We start from the raw sequence: 21113 nt of genomic DNA, 5'->3' as shown, positions 1-21113 counted from the left end.
AGTTACGCGGATCTGGTCACTGTGAATCTGGTGTCAGCCTCCGGAGAGAGCCGTCCGCATGCCTTTTTGAGGTCCTCTTCGGCCTCGAAAAGCGAAAGCCGGCGGTTCCGGACGGACTGGACCAGACCAGTGACGGTGAGCAGGAGGACCCGCGCTCCCACGTCGTCGCCGCAGGCATCGGCGACGAGCTTCTCGGCGAGGGCGTCGATCTCGCGCAAAAGTTCGGTGGTGTCCTTTTCCGGAACGTAAACTCCCCGGCTGAGGCACTGCTCCACCGCGGGCTGCATAACGCGCATATGGAAGATCTCCATCAGCAGGCCCGACAGCGCCCGGCCGCGGAAGCGCGGGGAGGAGCCGCGGGTCCCGGCCTGCAGCTCATCGAGCTGCTGCCGGTACAGCGCCAGCATCAGGTGCGTGGGGGAGGGAAAATAGCGGTAGAGGGTGCCCAGCGGTACGTCAGCTTTTTCTGCGACCTGGGAGAGTTCCACGGCCTCAAGTCCCGTGCGGGCAAACCCGGCAGCGGTCTCCAGGATCCGTGCGTAGCGGAGGCGCTGGCGCGGAGCGGAAGGCCGGGCGGCCATGGGCGGATGGTCTGAAAGAGTCTGGGGCATCAGCATTCCGGGTTGTGTTGTAGCGGCTGCGGCCAGGAGCGCCCCCACTTCCGTACCGCCCTGCAGCCGGTTCAACTATACGGCACAGGTCTGTGCCCTAATTCGTCAGCCACCCTTACTATCGGCCCTTTGCGGGGTCAGTTGACGCCCTTGATTTTCACCACGAAAACGGCGCCCAGCAGCCCGATGACGGCCGCGGTGGTGAACAGGGTCCCGTACCCGCCGAATTTCGTCACCGCGAGGAAAGCCAGGCCCGTCGCGAACACCTGCGGCAACGAGGCGGCCACGTTGATGACCCCCATATCCTTGCCACGGTCCGCGGCCTGCGGGAGCACCTGCGTCAGCAGGGCGAAGTCAACGGCCTGGTAGGCGCCGTAGCCGATGCCCAGGATGCCGGCCCCAATCAGGGCGCCGGTCCATACGGGGAAAAGTGCCATGGTGAGCCCTGCCATGGCGATCATGGCGGAGGAGGCGATCACGAATGGCTTGCGCTTGCCCACCCGGTCGCTCCAGGGCCCCGCGACCACCGCAGTAATCATCACCAACACCGCATAAATGCCGGTCAGGGTGAGGACCCCCAGCGCCGGGTTCTCATGCTTGATGACGTCCGTGAGGAAGAAGATCAGGTACACAATGGTCAGCTGGTTGCAGACGTTGACCAGGAAGCGGGTGAGCCACGCCCACGCGAAGTCCGGGTGGCGGACCGGGCTGATCCAGAAGCCGCGGAGGAAATGGCCCCACGCGAACGGCGGGCGCAGTTCCCTGGGCAGCGGCGGGTCATTCCGGTGGAACAGGTACGGCAGCACGGAGAACAGCAGGGCGGCCGCACACAGCGTGTATCCCACCATGAAGTTCCCGGAAACCACCGCCCCGAAGACCGCGCCGAGGAGGATGCCAGCCGTCTGGCCCAGGGCCGCCAGTCCCCCCACGCCGCCGCGCTGCAGCACCGGCACGCGGTCCGGAATGGCGGCGGTGATGGCCGCGTAGGCCGCGTTGGCACCCAGCTGGACCAGGCACCAGAACAGCACCATCAGGGCAACGGCCGTGGCCCCGGACAATGCCAGCAACGCTGCCGCGGCCAGGATGGCACCGGCCAGGACCCAGGGTGAACGCCGGCCGAAACCCGAGACCGTCCGGTCGGACAGCGCGCCGAAGAGCGGATTGGCAACCAGGGATACGGCGGCTCCGCACCCAAGTACGAGGGAGGCGATGGCTTCCTTGTTGGCTTCGTCGATGCCAGTGGCCTGCTGCGCGATAAAAATGTTGATGGGTCCGAAGAACGCGGCGTTGATGCCAACATTGACCAACACCAGACCGGTGACCCAGCGCGCGGTGACCTTCTGCATCGGTTCGGCGAGCGCCGCCGTCGTGGCCCGCGGAAGGTCCGGTGGGACCGGCGTGTTGGACAGGCTCATTGGTTTGGCTCCCCCCTGGTGCGGCCGGTTGGCGTTGCGATCAGACTATCGTGGGCCGTAACTCGCCGCCCGTGCATCTGTCGGCCTGTGCATAAGTTGCCCAAGTAAAAAGGAGAACCAGATGAGCGCACCCATCCCGGCAGAAGGCACCGCGGTTAACACAGCGGACCTCTACGACGAGCGCGGTGACGAACTGGCGTCCGTCTCCCTGCAGTTCCAATCCCTGGGCGGCCGCACCCACTTCAGCGGTCCAGTTCGGACCATCCGCTGCTTCCAGGACAACGCCCTGGTGAAGTCCACGCTCGGCTCACCCGGGAACGGGGCGGTACTGGTGGTGGACGGCGGCGGCTCGCTGGGCACGGCGCTGATGGGGGACATGATCGCCGAAAGCGCCGTGGCGAACGGCTGGGCCGGCGTCGTCATCAATGGCGCGATCCGCGACCGGGCCGCCGTCGCCCAGCTGGACCTGGGCGTCAAGGCCCTGGGCAGCAACCCGAAGAAGAGCCTGAAGGCGGGCGCCGGCGAGGTGGACGTGGATGTAGTGATCGACGGCGTGACCTTCCGTCCCGGAGCCACCGTCTGGTGCGATCCGGACGGCATCCTCGTGGAGCCTTAGGGGAAGACTCCGCAGGACAGGGAATGGAAGTAACCAGTAAGATAGTTACTGAAAGCAACTATCGCTGCTTACTTTTCCTTTTCCCCTTGGAGCACCCATGTCCAAAGCCTCTGCCGCGCCCGGCGCCGGAGAAACCCTGACGCAACGCCAGATCGTCACCGTGATGGTGGGCCTGATGCTGGGCATGTTCCTGGCATCCCTTGACCAGACCATCGTCTCCACATCCATCTACACCATCGCCAACGACCTGGACGGGCTCTCCCTGCAGGCATGGGCCACCACCGCGTACCTGATCACCTCCACCGTCAGCACCCCGCTGTACGGCAAGCTGAGCGACATCTTCGGCCGCCGTCCGCTCTACCTGACCGCGATCGTCGTCTTCCTGGTCGGCTCGGTCTACGCCGGGTCCGTGCACTCGATGACCGAGCTTGCCGTGGCCCGCGGCATCCAGGGCCTCGGGGCCGGCGGCCTGCTGGCCCTGGCGCTGACCATCATCGGCGACATCGTCTCCCTGAAGGACAGGGCCAAATACCAGGGCTACTTCATGTCCGTCTTCGGCATCTCCTCGGTCCTGGGCCCGGTGGTGGGCGGGGCCTTCGCCGGCTCTGCCAACATCCTGGGTTTCGACGGCTGGCGCTGGGTCTTCTTCATCAACGTCCCCATCGGCCTCGCCGCCCTGGTGGTGGTGTTCCTGTTCCTGCACCTGCCGGCCAAGCACCTGAAGCAAAGGATCGACTACTGGGGCGCCGCCGCCATCACGGTGGGCATCGTTCCGCTTCTCCTCGTGGCCGAGCAGGGCCGCACGTGGGGCTGGGCGTCACCCAACTCGTTCCTCTGCTACGGCGTGGGCGTACTGGGCATCGTGTGGTTCCTGCTGGCCGAGAAACGTGCCGGCGACTACGCCCTGATCCCGCTGCGGCTCTTCCACAACGTCACGTTCGGGCTGTCCTCGCTGCTGAACTTCATCATCGGCATCGGCATGTTCGGCGCCATCGCCATGCTCCCCATGTACCTGCAGTTGGTGAAGGGCCTGACCCCCACCGAAGCCGGCCTGATGATGATCACCTTCACCATCGGCATCCTCTTCGGCTCGATCACGGCCGGCAGGACCATCTCGGCCTCCGGCACGTTCCGCATCTTCCCCATCATGGGCACCGGCATCCTGACCGCGGCTGCACTGGTGATGGGATTCGTCCTGGGAGTGGACACCGGTCTATGGGTGCCCGGCCTGATCGCGGTGTTCTTCGGCGTCGGCCTGGGCTTCTGCATGCAGCCGCTCACCCTGGCCATGCAGACCTCCGTGCCGCCGCGGGACATGGGTGTGGGAACCTCCTCCGCCGCCTTCTTCCGGTCCATGGGCGGCGCGGTGGGTACTGCCGTCTTCATTTCCATGCTGTTTAGCCTTGCTGCCGACCGGATTGCCGACGGCATGAAGACTGCCGCCGCCGATCCCGCCTACCCGGCAGTCCTCAAGGACCCGGCCGTGGCATCGGATCCCGCCAACGCCAAGCTGTACGACTTCTTCAAGGAGGGCGCGTCCAACGATTCGCTGAACGACACCAGCTGGCTGCACACCGCCAACAGCACCCTGACCCGGCCGATCACCGAGGGGTTCGCCGACTCGATTGACACGGTGATGCTGACGGCCGCGGCGCTGACCGGCCTGGCATTCCTCATCAGCTTCGCCCTGCCGCGGAAGAAGCTGACCGACCAGAACGCATCGCCGGAGGATAAGGACACCATGCAGGTCCCGGCGCATTAGCTGACAGCGCACTGACGGAACAGCGCCCCGGCCGGGAGCGCACCGAGCAGACGACGACGGCGGCACGGCCCGCCGTCGTCGTCTTCTTTTGGGCGCGCAACGGCGAGCCCGGGCAGCCCCGAAGTGGATCGAGGAGCCACGGCATGGAACACTGGCGGAAGCGCGCCGGCGTTGTGTCCGGTTCTGCAGCCGACGACGTCCGCACCGCTTCCACCCAATCCAGAACCCAGGGAGAATCATGCCCACTGCACAGGAGCAGACCAAAACCGGGACGCCGCGGCGCGTGATCTGGCTGGCGCTTGCGGGGGCGGTGGGCGGATTCCTCTTCGGTTTCGATTCGTCCGTGGTCAACGGCGCCGTGGATGCCATGAAGGATGAATTCGCGCTGTCGGAGGCCGTGACCGGCTTCGCCGTGGCCGTCGCACTGCTGGGCTGCGCCGCCGGCGCCTTCCTGGCCGGCAAGGTGGCAGACCGCTACGGGCGCATCCCGGCCATGAAGCTGGGCGCCCTGTTGTTCCTGGTCAGCGCACTGGGAACCGGCTTCGCCTTCGGTGTTTGGGACCTCGTATTCTGGCGCCTGGTAGGAGGACTGGGCATCGGCCTGGCCTCCGTCATCGCCCCGGCGTACATTTCGGAAATATCGCCCCGCCAGGTCCGTGGCCGCCTGGCTTCACTCCAGCAGCTGGCCATTACCACCGGCATCTTTGCCGCCCTGCTCTCCGACGCGGTCCTGGCTACCAGCGCGGGCGGCGCGGACCAGCGGTTCTGGCTGGGCATCGAGTCGTGGCGGTGGATGTTCCTGGCCGCCGCCGTTCCTGCCCTCGTATACGGCTGGGTTGCGTTCACCCTGCCCGAATCCCCGCGGTTCCTGGTGTTCCAGGGCAAGGACAATGAGGCCCGGAAGATCTTCGCCTCCATCGCCCCCGCCGAGGACACCGAGCGGCACATCCGGGATATCCAGGAAGCCATTGAAGAGGACAAGATCGCCGGCCAGAAAGGCTCCCTCCGCGGCAAGACCTTCGGGCTGCAGGCCGTGGTGTGGGTGGGAATCATCCTGTCCGTACTGCAGCAGTTCGTGGGCATCAACGTGATCTTCTACTACTCCACCACACTGTGGAAGGCCGTGGGCTTCCAGGAGAAGGACTCGCTCACCATCTCGGTGGCCACGTCCGTCACCAACATCCTGGTGACCCTAGTGGCCATTGCCCTGGTGGACCGGGTGGGCCGCCGTCCCATCCTGCTGACCGGTTCCGTAGGCATGGCCGTTTCCCTGGGCGCGATGGCCCTGGCATTCTCGTCGGCAACGGGCAGCGGCGAGGACATCTCCCTGCCGGGCGCCTGGGGCCCCGTAGCCCTGGTGGCGGCAAACATCTTCGTCATCAGCTTCGGCGCATCCTGGGGTCCGCTGGTGTGGGTACTTCTGGGCGAGATCTTCCCCTCCAAGATCCGAGCCCGGGCCCTGGGCCTGGCCGCCGCCGCACAGTGGGTGGCCAACTTCGTGATCACCCTCAGCTTCCCGGTGATGGCCTCCGCGTCCTTGCCGCTGACCTACGCCATGTACGCCCTGTTCGCGGCGGCATCCTTCTTCTTCGTCATGTTCAAGGTGCCGGAGACCAACGGCATGGCCCTGGAGCAGGCGGAGACCCTGTTCGTGCCGAAAGGTTCGGCAAAGGCCCTGTAACGCCCCATCACCTTTCGCAGGAAAACAGCAAACCCTCCATCACATGGCGTGATGGAGGGTTTGTTTGTTATCCGGCTGCTTACACGACATGCGGTTCGTGCGAGGACAGGTAGGCCCGGCCGCCGAAGGCGATCAGGATGGCGATCACCATGGCCACTGCGCCGGCGAAGAACGGAACCTGCGGGCCAAAGTGTTCACCGAGCTGCGCCGCCAGGAACGGGGCCAGCGCGCCGCCCATCCAGCGGACAAAGTTGTAGCCGGAGGATGCAACGGGCCGGGGCGAATCGGAGACTCCCATGGCCAGTTCCGTGTAGATGGTGTTGTTGACGCCCAGCAGCGCACCGGCAACGATCACCAGGACGACGACGGCAGGCACCGAGTGCCCGGCCGCCAGTCCCAGACCCGCCAGGTCCAGCATGAGCAGGAACAGCGTGCCGGTGAGTACCTTGACGGCACCAAAGCGGGCCTGCAGGGGCGGTGCGACGAAAACGGAGAAGATGGCCACAGCCACGCCCCAGCCGAAGAAGACCCCACCGATTCCATAGGCATTCATGCCCAGGATGAACGGGGTGAAAGCCAGGATGGTGAAGAAGCCGTAGTTGTAGAACAAGCCGCTTGCCGCCGTCGTCCGCAGTCCCTTGTGTCCCAGCGCCAGGAGGGGGTCCCGCAGCCGCACCTTGCGTTCGGGCAGCGGCGTGTTGGGCAGCAGGGCGATCAGGGCGATGAAGGCGGCGGCCATCAGGACGGCGGTGCCGAAGAACGGTGCGCGCCACTGCCAGCCGCCCAGGAGGGCACCGAGCAGGGGGCCGAGGGAGATGCCCAGGCCCAGGGCGGCTTCATAAAGGATGATGGCGGTGCCGGCGCCACCGCTGGCCACGCCCACGATCACGGCAAGCGCGGTGGCCACGAACAGGGCATTGCCCAGCCCCCAGCCCGCGCGGAAGCCCACCAGCTCACCAACGCTGGCGGACAGGCCGGAGAGCGAGGAGAACACGACAATGACGGCCAGGCCGATCAGCAGGGTCTTCTTGCCGCCGATCCGCGAGGAGACAAACCCCGTGATCAGCATCGCGAGCGCAGTAACCAGGAAGTAGCTGGTGAAGAGCAGGGATACCTGGCTGGGGCTGGCATCCAGGTTGGTGGCGATGGCAGGGAGGATGGGGTCCACCAGGCCGATGCCCATAAAGGCAAACACGGCGGCGAGGGCGGTGGCCCAAACCGCCTTCGGCTGCTTCAGGAACGAGGCTTTCTCGGCCTGCAAGGTGGATTCTGGTGCCTGCAGGGATTCTGCGAGCTGGCCGTCCATACGGAGGGTACTCCTAAGTTTCGTTTCTAATCAGTTCAGTTCTGGAGGGATGCGTTGATCTTGTCGATGACCGGCAGAGCTTCCGCCAGGGCTTTCCGGTCCTGGTCGGTGAGGGTGCTGAGGATTTCGGCCATCACCTGGTTGCGGCGCTTGTTCGCGGAGTCGACGGCGGCCCGGCCTTCGTCAGTCAGGATCACCCGGACGGCGCGGGAGTCTGCCGGGTCCGGTTCGCGGCGGGCCAGGCCTGCGCGTTCGAGCTTGATGATCTGTTCCGTTGCGCTGGGCACCCGGACGCCGAGGTTCCGGGCGATCTCGCCAACGCGCTGGCCTTCCCCAAGCAGCATCTTGAGCGTGCTGAGCTGGGCAGCGCTGAGTTCACCGTCGGCGTCGAGGCGTCGGACCAGGTAGACACTGTGGCGGAGGGCTTCGCGGAAACCGCTGGCAAGTTCCTGGAGGCCGTCATCGTTGATGTTCATCGTTAGGTAGCCTAACATTTAGGGTACCTAACGGTCAAGGGCTACAGAGGCAGCTTCATGCCGACGTGACTGGCTTCGAATCCCAGTTGTTCATAGAAGCGGTGCGCAGCGGAGCGGCTTTTGTGGGTGGTTAACTGCATGAGGCTGCAGCCGCGACGGCGGGACTCCCCGATGGCCCATCCCACCATCAGCTTTCCGATACCCTGTCCGCGAAGGGACTCCGCCACCCGCACGCCTTCGAGCTGGGAACGCCAGGCTCCGTGCCTGGAAATGCCAGGGAGGAAGCTCAGCTGGCGTCGTCAGCCAGCAACTGCACGATGGCGGGGGCGTTGCCGCCCGGGGAACTCACGACGCCGGCACCCGCCACTGGAATGTAAGTGGTAAGCGCCGGCGTCGTGGTTTATGCAGTACGTCGGTGAGCGTGGAAGACGGGCCGGGTCAGGCGGGGGCGCTGGCCATCTCTGCCTGCCGCTCCTCCACCAGGGTGGCAACGGCGTTGAACAGCGGATGGTCCTTCTCCAGCCCGGTGATCTTCGCCGTGGCGTCGGCCGGGCTGGCCGAGCCCAGGATGCCCGCCAGCTCGGTGGCCTCGGCATCTGCGGGATCGGTGAAGCGAAGAGCGGCGGCGATGGCCCCCAGCAGGGCTTCGGGCACCACGCCGCGTTCGGCCAGCTCCGCGGCCGGCCCGATGAAGCGTTCGTGCCGGCTGAGCTTCCGCAGCGGAGCCCGGCCCACCCGGTTCACGGTGTCCGGCAGGTACGGGTTGGAGAACCGGACCAGGATTTTCTGGACGTAGGCCTCCTGTTCGTCGTTGCTGAACCCGTGCCTGGCCACCAGGAGCTGCTTGGTTTCCTCCAGCACGGCCCGGACGTCCTCGGCCACATCCTGGTCCGCCATGGCATCGGAAATCTTTTCCAGGCCCGCCTCGAACCCGAGATACGCCGCGGAGGCATGCCCGGTGTTCACCGTGAACAGCTTCCGCTCGATGTACGGCGAAAGGTCGTCCACGAAGGTGGCGCCGGGGATCACCGGAGCTGCATCGCCGAACGCGGTGCGGTCGATGACCCACTCGTAGAAGGTCTCCACGGTGACATCCAGGCCCTGCCCCGCCTCCTGGTTGGGCACGATCCGGTCCACGGCCGTGTTGGCGAAGACCGCCTTTCCGTCGAGGACGGCGGCGGTGACCCCGGGCTGGGACGCCACTTCCTTGGCCAGGATGTCCGTGGCGTTGATGGCGTTCTCGCAGGCCATGACCTGCAGGGGCGCCAGGCCGGGCTCACGCGCGACGATGCCCTTGGCGATCACGGGCGCCACGAACTTCAGGATGTGCGGCCCCACCGCGGTGGTGACGATGTCCGCCGTCGCGATTTCCTGGACCAATTCCGCTTCCTGGGCGTTGGAATTCAGCGCCCGGAAGTTGTCCACGGTCCGCACGGCGGGGTTCTCGCCCACCTCGTGCACGGCATAGCTGCCCGCTTCCTTGAGCCGGTTGATGAGTTCCTCGGCCACATCCGCGAACACCACCTCGTAGCCTGCGTCATGCAGGAGCAGGCCCACGAAGCCGCGGCCGATGTTGCCGGCACCGAAATGTACTGCCTTCACTATGCGTTGACCTTTCCGAAGAGCTCCAGGACTTCATCCTCGGTGGTGGCGGCCTCAAGCCGGGCCACCTGCTCCTTATTGGTGAACACCTTGGCGATGGAGGACAGGATGTGCAGGTGCTCGTTGTTGATGCCTGCCACGCCCACCACGAACTTGACCTGCTTGCCGTTCCAGTCGATGCCCTCCGGATAGCGGATGACGGACACCGCGGACTTGCGGATGTGGTCCTTGGCGGCGTTGGTGCCGTGCGGGATGGCCAGGAAGCTGCCCATGTAGGTGGACACCGACTCCTCGCGTTCGTGCATGGCGGCAATGTATCCCTCGTCCACGGCGCCGCGGGCCAGCAGGAGCCGGCCGGCCTCGTCAATGGCGGCGTCACGGGTGGTGGCACTGCCGGTCAGGACCACGCTCTCGCGGGCCAGGATCTCGGCCGAGCCGTTGGCGCCGGCAGCGGGCGCTGCGTCCGCCGGGGCGTTGGCGGCGTGGGCACCGCGAGTGGTGCCGGCGTCGGACGCTGCCGCCATTGCAGGCCCGGATGCGGAGGCCCCGCCCGGCGTGCCCGCTCCCGCGTCCGGTCCTTCGGTTGCCGCAGCACCCTCGGTGTTGCTTTCGCGGACCAGCTCGACAATCTCGTCATAGCGGGGGCTGTTCATGAAGTTGTCCACCGAGTAATGCATGGCGCTGGAAGTGACGGGTTTGGCGCGTTCGGTCAGGTCCTGGTGGGTGACCACCACGTCGTAGGTGTCGCTGAGGTTGGCAATGGAGGCGTTGGTGACCTTGACGTCCGGGAAGCCGGCCGCCTTGATCTTGTTCCGCAGCACGGAGGCGCCCATGGCGCTGGAGCCCATGCCGGCGTCGCACGCGAACACGATGTTGCGCACGGGACCGGCCAGCACGCCCACCCCGCCGCGGCCGGCGGCACCGGCAGTCCCGGCACCAGTGAGGGTGGAGGCGACGGAGCTCTTCTTGCCCTTCATGGCCTCCATGCGGGCGGTGGCGTCGCCCAGGTCCGCCTCGTCGCTGTGCTTGGTGGTGCGGAGGATGACCGAGGACACCAGGAAGGAGACCGTCGCGGCGAGAACCACGGAGAGGATCACGCCGAAGTAGCTGTCGCGGGAGGTCTGCGCCAGGACGGCGAAGATGGAGCCAGGCGCGGCGGGTGCCACGAGGCCGGAGTTGGTGATGGCCAGGGTGGCGATGCCGGTCATGCCGCCCGCGATCGTACCCAGGATCAGCAGCGGGCGCATCAGGACGTACGGGAAGTAGATCTCGTGGATGCCGCCGAGGAACTGGATGAGGGCTGCGCCGGGAGCCGATGCCTTGGCGGCACCGCGTCCAAAGAATGTGTACGCAAGCAGGAGGCCCAGGCCGGGACCGGGGTTGGCTTCCAGCAGGAACAGGATGGACTTGCCCTGCTCCAGGGACTGCTGGACGCCCAGCGGGGTGAGGACGCCGTGGTTGATGGCGTTGTTCAGGAACAGGACCTTGGCCGGTTCGATGAAAATGCTGGTCAGCGGCAGGAGCCCGTTCTGCACCAGGAACTCGACGAACCTGCCGGCAGCTTCACTGAAGGCGGTGACCAGCGGGGATATGCCGTAGAAGCCCAGCAGGGCCAAGAGTGCGCCCCAGATCCCCGCGGAGAAGTTGTTCACCAGCATCTCGAAGCCGGGCCGGATCTTGCCGTCCCAGATCGAGTCAATCTTCTTCATGGTCCAGCCGCCCAGGGGGCCCATGATCATGGCGCCGATGAACATGGGAATGCCGGCACCGACGATCACGCCCATGGTGCCGATGGCCCCCACCACGCCGCCGCGGACGTCGTAGACCATCTTGCCGCCGGTGTAGCCGATCAGCAGCGGCAGGAGGTAGGTGATCATGGGGCCTACCAGGCCGATGTTGGGCTTCCCGCCGGTCTCGCCGAAACCACCGAGCTGCGGTACTGGCAGCCACCCCTTCTCAATGAAGAGGGCGGTGATGATGCCCCAGGCGATGAACGCCCCGATGTTGGGCATGATCATGCCGGACAGGAATGTCCCGAACTTTTGGACGTGCACGCGCGCGCTGGTGCGGGGTTTTGCAACTGTTTCTGTTGCCATGTGATTTCCTAACCGTCATTCCTGCTGCTCCGCAGGATTGGTCCGATGATTACGACGACGTACTGCTGGGTGTTGCGGTGTTGTGGGGCTAACCGGCCGGGCTGGTGGAGATCCGGTGCAGCCATTCGAGGAAAAGCTTGAGTTCCGAGCTGGAAAGCTGGTCTGAGTGCGAGGCCTGGAGTGCGGCGTTCAGGGCGATCGCTGCCACCACCACCGAGGACTTCCCGGTGCCGCCCGGGGCCGGGCCGCTTGCGGGCTCGGCGGACACCGCGAAGATCATGGCGTCCCGGGTCATGGTGGACAGTTCAAGGTTGCGTTCGGTGGCGGGCTCCGCAATCAGCATGAGCGTCACGCCCACATTGGCCGCCAGGATGGACCTGGCCGCTTCCCTGGGCTGGACGTTCAACTGGCCTGCCACCGCTGCCTTGTTCAGCATCTCCTCCATCAGCGCTTCGGCGTCGGCCACGATGGCCGGCCGGCTTTCCGGGCGGATGTTGCCGAACATCACCAGGTACAGTTCGGGCTGGTTCAGGCCGAACTGTACGTGGTTGTCCCACATTCTCCGGATGTCCTCAAGGGGCTGTCCGGAGGGGGCGAAATCCCTTTCGCCCGCGACATATTCTTCAAACCCTGCGGCGACGACGGCGTCGAACAATCCTTCCTTGTCACCGAAGTGGTGGTACAGCGTGGGAGCCGATACCCCTGCCAGCTGGGTGATCTGGCGGGTGGATACCGGAGCTCCCGCGGATTTTGCCAGCAGTTCCGCGGCAGCACGAAGCAGTCGCATTTTGGGGGGAAGCTGGCCATCCAAACTCATAACCGCTACCCTAGCACCTATAGCGTTGCTATATGAACTGAATCACATACACTTTTTTCAGGCACGTTTCCTGCCCCTGGATGTAACAGTCCTCCGGCTGGACCCGGCACGGCGCCGGAGCACTTGGCGGGCCTGTCTACCGGCAGAGAATGAGGACCTTCAGTGCAGAACTTCCCAGGAGTAGGCGTCAGCCCCGGCCGCGTCATCGGCACCATCCGCCAGATGCCCAAACCGATCAGCGAGCCTCCTGCCGGTGAACAGTTGGCTTCGGACACCACTGCCGAGGAAGCCACCGCAGCGCTGAAGGCAGCTTCCCAGGCCGTGCACGATGAACTGAAGGAGCGCGCCGCACACGCCACCGGTGACGGCCAGGCCGTTCTGGAAGCCACCGCCCTGATGGCCAAGGACACCATGCTGATCAAGGGCGCTGCCAAACTGGTGGCCCGTGGCGTTTCTGCCGAGCGCGCCATCTGGGAATCCGGCTCCTCCGTGTCCGAGATGCTGCACAACCTGGGCGGCTACATGGCCGAACGCGCCACCGACGTCCTGGACGTCCGCGCGCGGATCGTCGCTGCACTGCGCGGTGTGCCCGCCCCCGGCATCCCCGCCTCCAACACACCCTTCGTCCTGGTGGCAGAGGATCTGGCCCCCGCGGACACCGCGACGCTGGACCCCAACAAGGTCCTGGCCCTGGTCACCGCCGGCGGCGGCCCCCAGTCCCACACCGCCATCATCGCCCGGTCCCTCGGCCTGCCCGCCGTGGTGGCCGCCGTTGGCGTTGACGAACTCCCGGACGGCACCGAGGTGTACGTGGACGGCGCGGCCGGCCTCATCACGTCGGAGCCGGACGAGTCCCTCCGGGCAACAGCGGAAGCATGGGCGGCCACGGCGTCCCTCCTGGCTGAGTTCACCGGAACGGGCGCGACGGCGGATGGCCATGAAGTGCCGCTGCTCGCCAACGTGGGCGGCGGCAAGGACGCCGAAGCCGCTGCCAAGCTGGGCGCCCAGGGCGTGGGGCTGTTCCGTACCGAGTTCTGCTTCCTGGAACGGGATACCGAACCCAGCGTTGAGGAACAGGCCGCCGCCTACAAGAGCGTCTTCGACGCCTTCCCGGGCAAGAAGGTGGTCCTGCGGACGCTGGACGCCGGCGCCGACAAGCCGCTGCCCTTCCTGACCGACTCCACCGAGCCCAACCCGGCCCTTGGCGTCCGCGGCTACCGCACCGATTTCACCACCCCCGGCGTCCTGGACCGCCAGCTGGAGGCCATCGCCCTGGCGCAGCAGCAGTCCGAGGCCGACGTCTGGGTCATGGCCCCCATGATCTCCACGGCGGACGAAGCTGCCCGTTTCGCGTCCATGTGCGCAGACGCCGGCATCAAGACCCCCGGCGTCATGGTTGAGGTCCCGTCCGCAGCCCTCACTGCCGAAGCCATCCTCCGCGAAGTGGGCTTCGCCAGCCTTGGCACCAACGATCTGACCCAGTACGCCATGGCTGCCGACCGCCAGCTCGGCCCGCTCGCCAACCTGAACACCCCGTGGCAACCCGCGGTCCTGCGCCTCGTTGGCCTCACCGTCGAGGGATCCCGGGCAGAAGGCCACAACAAGCCCGTGGGCGTCTGTGGTGAGGCGGCCGCCGACCCCGCCCTCGCCGTCGTCCTTACCGGCCTTGGCGTCAGCACCCTGTCCATGACGGCCCGCTCACTCGCCGCCGTTGCCGCGGTCCTGAAGACTGTCACCCTGTCCGAAGCCCAGGAGCTGGCCAAGCTGGCCCTCTCCGCGCCCAGCGCCACTGATGCCCGCGCCTGGGTCCGGGAAAAGCTGCCGGTCCTGGCGGAGCTGGGCCTCTGACGCCTCAGGGCAGGCCGGCAGCGTCCGGGATAGGCTACGTGCATGGCACTGATAGCCCCCCGCGTCACGGCCGGCCTGCCCGCCGGCGACGCGCGCAGCCTCGCGCGCGCCCTTGAGGACAGCAACGACATCACCGTGTTCGTGGACGGGACCGTCCACCGGCTGCCCGGACAGGCGAGGGACGCCGTCGTGGACCTCCTCGCCAGGCTGGGACGCGGCGAAACGGTGACCGTGAGCAGCGTGGAGGAGATGCTGACCACCTCGCAGGCGGCTGAACTGGCCGGGATTTCGCACACCTACCTCCGCAACATGACTGACCGCGGCGAGATCCCGGTGGAGTACCGCGGCTCGCACCGGCGCATCCGGACGGCTGACATCATGACCTGGCTGGAAAAGCAGAAGCTTGCGGAGCAAAAGCGCAAGCAGGGAAAGAACGCCGGGGACGACGCCGGCACGGAGGAATAGTGCAGGCCCGAAAGCCTTGGCCAAGGGGCCGGAAAGCCGTTGCGCTTCACTCAGCCGACGTGGAAGCAAACGGTTTGAAGGGCCGCATCCTCTGGGCCGACGGGACACCCGCCCCGGGACCGGATGCTGCAGCCGGCACGGCGGCCCCGGCCTACATCCTCATCCACGGCATCGGGGTTTCGCACCGCTACCTGCGGCGGCTCCACCGCGAGCTCGCGGCCGTCGCCCCCACCTATTCGCTGGACCTGCCGGGGTTCGCCGCAACGCCCAAGCCCGGCAGGCAGCTGTCGGTGGCAGACTACGGCGCGTTTATCGCCCAGGCCTTGAAGGCGGGCGGCATCAGTTCGTACATCCTGGTGGGGCATTCCATGGGCGTGCAGTTCGCCATCGAGTCCGCGCTCTACGCACCGGGGCAGGCACGGCGGCTGGTACTGATGGGCCCCGTAGTGGATTCCCGGCACCGCAGCGTCCTGCGGCAGGGCCTGGCCCTGTTCCTTGACGCTCTCCTCCGCGAAAACGCGTCCTCCAACTGGCTGGTCTTCTCGGACTACTTCCGCTGCGGACCGCGCTGGTACTTCACCGAACTCCCCGTGATGATGTCCTACCCCACGGAGTCGCGGCTGGCAGGAGTGAACGTTCCCGTCCTGGTGCTGCGGGGCAATCATGACCAGGTGGCCGGCGCCGATTGGTCGCTCCGGCTCTCGCAGGTGGTGCCGCAGGGCAGCTTCGTGGAGATCCCCCGGGCCGGGCACGTGGCACAGCACCTGCGTCCGCGGGAGGTGTCCGAGGCCATCAGATCCTGGGCCGCGCCGCCCATCGACGCATCTTCAGGGCAGCGTGCAGTTCCAGCCGGGGAAGCCCCTTGAGCGGGTCCACGCCCAGCAGCTGCCGGATCCGGCCCAGCCTGTTGTAGATGCTGCTCCGGTGCAGGTGGAGCTTGCCGGCCACGTCCTGGACCGACCCGTCGTTGTCGTAGAGCAGCTCCAGGACCGGGATGAGCTCGCCGTTGCGGTCGTGGTCCTCAAGCATCCGGAAGTACACAGAGCCGGAGTCCGCCCAGGCCCCCACCCCTCCCCCGGCAGAGGCCAAGAGCTGATACACGCCGGTTGACCTGCAGTCCACCAGCTCGCCCAGCTGCGGATCCACCGCCGCCGCCTGGGCTGCTACCTTCGACTGCCGGTATGCCTCCGCGAGCTGTCGGGTCTTGGCGAAGCCCTCACTGATGCCCAGGATGATCCGGTGGACCGGCCGGCCGGAGCGCTTGGCCAGCTCCAGCTGGTAATGGACCAGGACCTGGGCATGGTTGGCACGTCCCGTCGACTCGCGGAACAGCACCACCGAATGGGTCTCTGTTCCGGCGCTGAAAAGGGCGGCGTCCATGCCCACCGTCGCCTGGAGTGCGGTTGAGCGGTGGATCAGGGTGGACGCGATGGGGTCCGGGCCGCCCGCCCAGCCATCTGCGTCCAGTACCGTGACCATCTGCCACGGCCCCCGGCCCTGGACTTCCTTCCATCCCGCCACTGCCGCCACCGCATTGGGTTCTCCGGAACATGCCAGCAGGAACTCACGCTCCCGGCCCCGCCGGAATTCGGATTCCGCCGTGTTTGAGTCGAGCAGGAGGCCGGACAGCAGCTCAAGCTCGTGGCTGACGCCCGGCAGCTGGGTGAGGATCGCCGTCGGGCTTTCCTCGGCCGAGTCCTGCTGCACCCAGAGGTACCCCACCCGGAAGCCCCGCACCATCAGCGGGACACAGACGCGGCCCAGCATGCCCAGGTCCGGATTGGCCGGGACGGCAACCGGCCGCACCGCGGTGGCGATGCCATGCGAGAGCTGCCACGCGCTCACGTCCGCCGGCACCTTTTTGCTCAACAGGAAATTTACCCGCACGCGGTCGGCGTGGGACTGGTTGGAGCTGTAGGCGAGCAGGAGGCCGTCCAGGTCCTCGAGGGACAGGCCGCGGCCCAGCTTCTGCGCCACCTGCTCGACGAGCTGTTCCACACCCTGCTGCTGCATGGGCCAACAGTACTGCCTCCGTGCAGCGGCGAACGAACCAACACGAGGCGACACTTGACGCTTCAGGGCTCGACATGTGTCGAGCTGAGACTGGGAAAAACCGCTAGTTTCCGCGGTTCCCGGACTTCCCGCACCAGCACGTTCATGTCGCCTGGCTCACACCGGGATTTATCGTTGAATCACGCAAACCCTTCCACCTTTCCGGCCCACCGGCCCCAAAAACTGGAGCAGACGATGATCATCGGCGTCCCCAAAGAAATCAAGAACAACGAATTCCGTGTGGCCATCACCGCAGCCGGCGTCCACGAGTTCCTTACCCACGGCCACACCGTCCTGGTGGAGCGCGGGGCCGGCCTGGGCTCGGGCATCACCGACGAGGAATACTCGATTGCCGGTGCCGAGATCGTCAACGAAGCCGATGACGTCTGGGCCCGCGCCGACATGGTGATGAAGGTCAAGGAACCGGTCAAGTCCGAGTACCACCGCTTCCGGAAGGGCCTGATCCTCTTCACCTACCTGCACCTGGCCGCCGAGCCGGAACTGACCAAGGAGCTCATCAACTCCGGCGTCACCGCCATCGCGTACGAAACCGTCCAGGAAGGCCGCGCCCTCCCGCTGCTGGCCCCGATGTCCGAAGTCGCAGGCCGCCTGTCCGTCCAGGTCGGCGCCACCTCCCTCATGGCTCCGGCCGGCGGCAAGGGTGTGCTCCTCGGCGGCGTTCCCGGCGTCCGCCCCGCCAAGGTCGTTGTCCTCGGTGCCGGTGTCGCCGGCACCAACGCCGCCGCCATGGCCCTGGGCCTCGGCGCCGACGTCACCATCCTGGACATCAACATCAACCGCCTCCGCGAACTGGACGCCCAATACCAGGGCCGGCTGAAGACCGTTGCCTCCAACGCCTACGAAATCGAAAAGTCCGTGGTGGACGCCGACCTGGTCATCGGTTCAGTCCTGATCCCCGGCGCCAAGGCCCCCAAGCTGGTCACCAACGACCTCGTGGCCCGCATGAAGCCCGGCTCGGTCCTGGTGGACATCGCCGTGGACCAGGGCGGCTGCTTCGAGGACACCCACCCCACCACGCACCAGGAACCCACGTACAAGGTGCACAACACCATCTTCTACTGCGTGGCCAACATGCCCGGCGCCGTGCCCAACACCTCCACGTACGCGCTGACCAACGTCACCCTGCGCTACGCCGTGTCCCTCGCCAACCTGGGCGTCAAGGCCGCCTTCGACCGCGACTCCGCCCTCGCCGCCGGACTCAACATCGCCGCCGGCCACGTGGCGCACCACTCCGTGTCCGAGGCCCACGGCCTGCCCCTCGTCGCTGACTGGCACGAGCTCGTTTCCGCCTAAGCCCCTCTGCTGGGCCCTTGCTCGTCCTGCTGCGCCGGACGACAGACATCCTCTGCGTGCTGCTCCTTCGTCGCTTTGACGCACGCTGCCGGATGCCTGTCGGCCGGCGTTCGGCATATCAAACGTCCGTCGAGGCGAGCTTGCGGGAAACTTCGATGATTTTGAGGACGTCGACCGCGTCCTTTGGATCTACTGGGAGGGGAAGGCTGGACTCTGCTCCGCCGTCGAGGATCTTGGCTGCCAGGATCCTGTAGAACTCCGGGTAGTTTCCGCGTTCCGTGGGGAACCGGTCCAGGTGGCCGTCGCGCCCCAAGAGGCCGGCCCACTCGGGTGCCTCCACGCCGTACGCCCCGTCCAGCGGGCTGCCCCCGGCGGCCATGTAGGGCTCCTGCGGGTCCACGCCGTTCTTGGTGAAGCCGCCAATGGAGCCCAGGACCCGGAAGCGGGGCCCCTGCTGCGCGCACAGCGCATTCATGGTCAGATGGCTGACCACCCCCGCATGATGTCGCAGGACCAGGAAGACGTCGTCATCCGCCCGCTCGTCGGACCGCCGCGCCTCCAGCTCTGCATGGAGGACGGTGGCCGGACCGAAAAGCTGCAGCGCCTGGTCGATCAGGTGGCTGCCGAGATCGAACAGGACTCCTCCCCCGTCGGCAGCGGTGGCCCGAGCCTTCCAGGCCTTGCCGATGCTCGGCGACCAGCGCTCGAAGTGCGACTCGAACCGGGTCACCGTACCCAGGGCCTGGGCGGCCAGCAGCTTTTGCAGGGTAAGGAAGTCTCCGTCCCACCTCCGGTTGTTGAACACCGTCAGGACCCGGCCACGCTGCCGGGCCAGGTCTACGAGTTCCTGTCCCTGTCCGCTGGTGACCGCGAAGGGCTTGTCCACCACCACGTCCAGCCCCGCCTCAAGCGCTGCCCTGGCCAGGGGGTAGTGCGTCGCCGGCGGTGTCGCCACGACCACGAGATCAAGGTCGGCTGCGCGCTCCAGGACAGCGGCGCCGTCGCGCACCACCTCCACACCCGGAAGCCGGGATGAGGCAGCTCCCTGCCGCCCGGCGTCGGACGTGGCAACAACCTCCAGCGAGTAGCTGGTATCGGCGGTGAGCAGCGGCGCGTGGAACACACTGCCGGCAAGGCCATAACCGACGACGGCCGTGCGGATGGTGCGGGAGTCACCTTCAGTTCCGGTCATGCAGGCAACGCTACCCCCGGTTTCGCCCGGTTAAAAGAAGCCGGCACCCCCGGTGAACTGGGCCAGTTCAGAGCAGGGGTGCCGGCTTTTGTTACGCGGCTGCGGCCGAGGGAGTGGTTGTTACTTCTTTTCCCAGCCGAGGGTGGTCCAGTCCGGAACCTGGGACAGGCTCTGGAACAGGGACGGCCCGTAGTTGGCCAGGCCCGTGCGGACGAAGGAGATCTGCGGCCCGTTCATGACCACGCCCATGGAGAAGTACTTCGCCATGTGCTCCTTTTCCACGTCCATGGCTGCCTTGTTGCGGGCTGCGTTGTCTTCGATCGAGGCGAGGTCCGCAATCTTCTTGTCCAGCTCGGCGTCGCCCAGCTGGTTCTCGTTGGTCTTGGAGTCGTAGTACTGCTTGACCGCATCCGTGGCGTCCGCGCCAACTGTGTACCCGGAAACGCTCATGTCGAACTCGCGGGAACCGAGAACCTTGCCGAAGTCGGCGGAGGCGCGCTGGTCGATGCCCACGTCCATGCCGCCGGCCTGGAGCTGCTTCTGCAGGGTCTGGGTGAAGGCGAGGGTGGTGGGATCGTCACCGAAGTTGCTGATCTTGAAGGCGGCGGGCTTGCCGTCCTTTTCCATGATGCCGTTGGCGTTGGCCGTGTAGCCGGCATCGGTGAGGACCTTCTTGGCGGCGTCAGGGCCTGTTTCCTTGACCGGGTAGTTGTCCTGGTAGTACTCGGAGAAAGGCAGCAGCATCATGGACCCGGAGCTGGGTTCTTCCCAGTTCAGGCCGTTGAAGCGGACCTTGCGGAGGGCTTCGCGGTCCACGGCGGCGAAGATGGCCTTGCGGACGGCAACGTCGGTGATGCGCTGGGCATTCAGGTTCATGCCGCCGGCGAAGAGGCGCTGGCCGCGGCGGATGTCGGAGTTCTTGGTGCCGTCAAGCTGCTTGTAGAGGGAGATGGTGTTGGCGGACATGGCGTCGATCTCGCCGTTCTTGAAGGCGGCGATCTGGGCGCTGGTCTCCAGCTGGCGGAAGGTGACGTTGGCCAGGACGGGCTTCTGGCCCCACCACTTGTCGTTCGGCACCAGGGTGACCGTCTTGGCTGCGGTGTCGTACTGGTCCAGCTTGAACGGGCCGGCCATCCATTCGGGGTGCAGGTTGCCGTTGTAGCCCTCGTTGAAGATCTCGGGGCTGTTGACGGCGGGGTGGATGAGGCCGAAGAAGAGCGAGTCCACCGGGAAGACCGGGCGGCTGGTCTTGACGATGACTTCCTTGTCGTTGCTGCCTGCCTCAACGGAATCAACGAACTCGTAGGCGCCGGAGCTGACGATGTCGTAGCCGGCATCCGGGCTCTTGAGGATGTTCCAGGTGTTCTTGAAGGCCTTGACGTCGATGGGGGTGCCGTCGTTGTAGGTGGCCTTGGGGTTGACCTTGATGGTGATGGTCTGCTTGCCGTCCTTGACCTCGCTGTCCACCGACTCGCAGAAATCCGTGTTGGGGGTGACCTTGCCCTTGAAGTCCACCTTCCAGCAGCCGCCCAGGCCGCCGCTGTTCATTCCCACCGGGTTCATGGGCACCTGGAGTGCGGAGTTGTCCGCGCTGTTGCCGTTGTTGGAGAACCCGTTGAAGTCGGGGCCGATGTTGCCCAGCGGCAGGGTGACGTTGCCGCCCTGCTGGAGATCGGCTGCCGGCTTCTCGTTGATGCTGATCAGCTTGGACAGGTCGCTTCCCGATTCCTGTCCCTTGGCCGTTTCGGGGCCGCTGGCACCGCCACCGCCGCCGCAGGCCGTCAGCGCCAGGGCCGCAGCAACTGCTGCAGCTCCGCCGATCCTGTTCAGTTTCCTCATGGTTTTCCCTTCATAGGTGCG

Annotated in this window: 17 protein-coding genes and 1 pseudogene; 7 read left to right on the top strand and 11 right to left on the bottom strand. The window is 66.3% G+C overall.

Annotated features, from left to right (window positions below):
- Nucleotides 1–2 precede the first annotated feature (2 nt).
- Nucleotides 3–611: a TetR/AcrR family transcriptional regulator gene (locus QF031_RS21065; protein WP_307432873.1), complete on the bottom strand. Its 609-nt coding sequence runs from the start codon at nt 609–611 to the stop codon at nt 3–5.
- A 137-nt stretch (nt 612–748) separates the two neighbouring features.
- Nucleotides 749–2026: an MFS transporter gene (locus QF031_RS21060; RefSeq protein ID WP_307432870.1), complete on the bottom strand. Its 1278-nt coding sequence runs from the start codon at nt 2024–2026 to the stop codon at nt 749–751.
- Between the two features lie 121 nt (nt 2027–2147).
- Between QF031_RS21060 and rraA the strand changes: the two genes are divergently transcribed.
- The 3 genes from rraA (at nt 2148) to QF031_RS21045 (ending at nt 6085) form a co-directional block, all read left to right on the top strand.
- On the top strand, nt 2148–2642 hold the full coding sequence (rraA, locus tag QF031_RS21055; protein ID WP_307432867.1) for a ribonuclease E activity regulator RraA: 495 nt from the start codon (nt 2148–2150) through the stop codon (nt 2640–2642).
- A gap of 97 nt (nt 2643–2739) precedes the next feature.
- The gene (locus QF031_RS21050; RefSeq protein ID WP_307432863.1) at nt 2740–4404 is read left to right on the top strand and encodes an MDR family MFS transporter; all 1665 of its coding nucleotides are present in this window, start codon (nt 2740–2742) and stop codon (nt 4402–4404) included.
- A gap of 238 nt (nt 4405–4642) precedes the next feature.
- The gene (locus QF031_RS21045) at nt 4643–6085 is read left to right on the top strand and encodes a sugar porter family MFS transporter (RefSeq protein ID WP_307432860.1); all 1443 of its coding nucleotides are present in this window, start codon (nt 4643–4645) and stop codon (nt 6083–6085) included.
- Nucleotides 6086–6164: 79 nt separating this feature from the next.
- On the opposite strand, the gene QF031_RS21040 is transcribed toward QF031_RS21045, so the two are convergent.
- From QF031_RS21040 to QF031_RS21015, 6 genes and pseudogenes are all read right to left on the bottom strand, one after another.
- On the bottom strand, nt 6165–7391 hold the full coding sequence (locus tag QF031_RS21040) for an MFS transporter (RefSeq protein WP_307432857.1): 1227 nt from the start codon (nt 7389–7391) through the stop codon (nt 6165–6167).
- 35 nt (nt 7392–7426) lie between these two features.
- Entirely contained in the window at nt 7427–7867 is a 441-nt protein-coding gene (locus tag QF031_RS21035) for a MarR family winged helix-turn-helix transcriptional regulator (RefSeq protein ID WP_307432854.1), read from the bottom strand.
- A gap of 41 nt (nt 7868–7908) precedes the next feature.
- Nucleotides 7909–8160, bottom strand: a pseudogene (locus QF031_RS21030) (GNAT family N-acetyltransferase); the annotation flags it as partial.
- 145 nt (nt 8161–8305) lie between these two features.
- Nucleotides 8306–9469 (bottom strand): mannitol-1-phosphate 5-dehydrogenase, encoded by a 1164-nt coding sequence (locus QF031_RS21025; RefSeq protein WP_307432851.1) that lies wholly within the window; start codon nt 9467–9469, stop codon nt 8306–8308.
- Nucleotides 9469–11565: a PTS mannitol transporter subunit IICBA gene (locus QF031_RS21020; RefSeq protein ID WP_307432848.1), complete on the bottom strand. Its 2097-nt coding sequence runs from the start codon at nt 11563–11565 to the stop codon at nt 9469–9471. The genes QF031_RS21025 and QF031_RS21020 overlap by 1 nt, the downstream gene beginning before the upstream one ends.
- Before the next feature lie 88 nt (nt 11566–11653).
- Complete coding sequence (locus QF031_RS21015; RefSeq protein WP_307432845.1) at nt 11654–12382, bottom strand: TetR/AcrR family transcriptional regulator; 729 nt, start codon at nt 12380–12382, stop codon at nt 11654–11656.
- 162 nt (nt 12383–12544) lie between these two features.
- On the opposite strand from QF031_RS21015, the gene ptsP reads away from it, so the two are divergent.
- From ptsP to QF031_RS21000, 3 genes are read left to right on the top strand one after another with little or no spacing between them, the layout of a single operon-like run.
- On the top strand, nt 12545–14230 hold the full coding sequence (gene ptsP / locus QF031_RS21010) for a phosphoenolpyruvate--protein phosphotransferase (RefSeq protein WP_307432842.1): 1686 nt from the start codon (nt 12545–12547) through the stop codon (nt 14228–14230).
- Between the two features lie 42 nt (nt 14231–14272).
- On the top strand, nt 14273–14695 hold the full coding sequence (locus tag QF031_RS21005; RefSeq protein WP_307432839.1) for a helix-turn-helix domain-containing protein: 423 nt from the start codon (nt 14273–14275) through the stop codon (nt 14693–14695).
- Nucleotides 14696–14754: 59 nt separating this feature from the next.
- Nucleotides 14755–15561: an alpha/beta fold hydrolase gene (locus QF031_RS21000; protein WP_307432836.1), complete on the top strand. Its 807-nt coding sequence runs from the start codon at nt 14755–14757 to the stop codon at nt 15559–15561.
- Here the strand turns inward: QF031_RS21000 and QF031_RS20995 are convergent.
- Nucleotides 15488–16708, bottom strand: a complete 1221-nt coding sequence (locus QF031_RS20995) for a PucR family transcriptional regulator (RefSeq protein WP_307432834.1) — start codon at nt 16706–16708, stop codon at nt 15488–15490. The genes QF031_RS21000 and QF031_RS20995 overlap by 74 nt on opposite strands.
- Before the next feature lie 234 nt (nt 16709–16942).
- Here QF031_RS20995 and ald point away from each other — a divergent pair, with 234 nt between their 5' ends.
- Nucleotides 16943–18061, top strand: a complete 1119-nt coding sequence (ald, locus tag QF031_RS20990) for an alanine dehydrogenase (protein WP_307433565.1) — start codon at nt 16943–16945, stop codon at nt 18059–18061.
- A 118-nt stretch (nt 18062–18179) separates the two neighbouring features.
- Here the strand turns inward: ald and QF031_RS20985 are convergent, their stop codons facing one another.
- A complete protein-coding gene (locus QF031_RS20985) occupies nt 18180–19253 on the bottom strand; it encodes a Gfo/Idh/MocA family protein (protein ID WP_307432830.1) in 1074 nt (357 codons plus the stop codon).
- 120 nt (nt 19254–19373) lie between these two features.
- Nucleotides 19374–21092 carry an ABC transporter family substrate-binding protein gene (locus QF031_RS20980; RefSeq protein ID WP_307432826.1) on the bottom strand — a complete coding sequence of 573 codons (1719 nt, stop codon included), beginning with the start codon at nt 21090–21092 and terminating at the stop codon, nt 19374–19376.
- Nucleotides 21093–21113: the final 21 nt, after the last annotated feature.

This window comes from Pseudarthrobacter defluvii (assembly GCF_030816725.1).
In the GTDB taxonomy this organism is placed as follows: Bacteria; Actinomycetota; Actinomycetes; order Actinomycetales; family Micrococcaceae; genus Arthrobacter; species Arthrobacter defluvii_A.
This window is presented reverse-complemented; position numbering and strand designations above follow the sequence as displayed.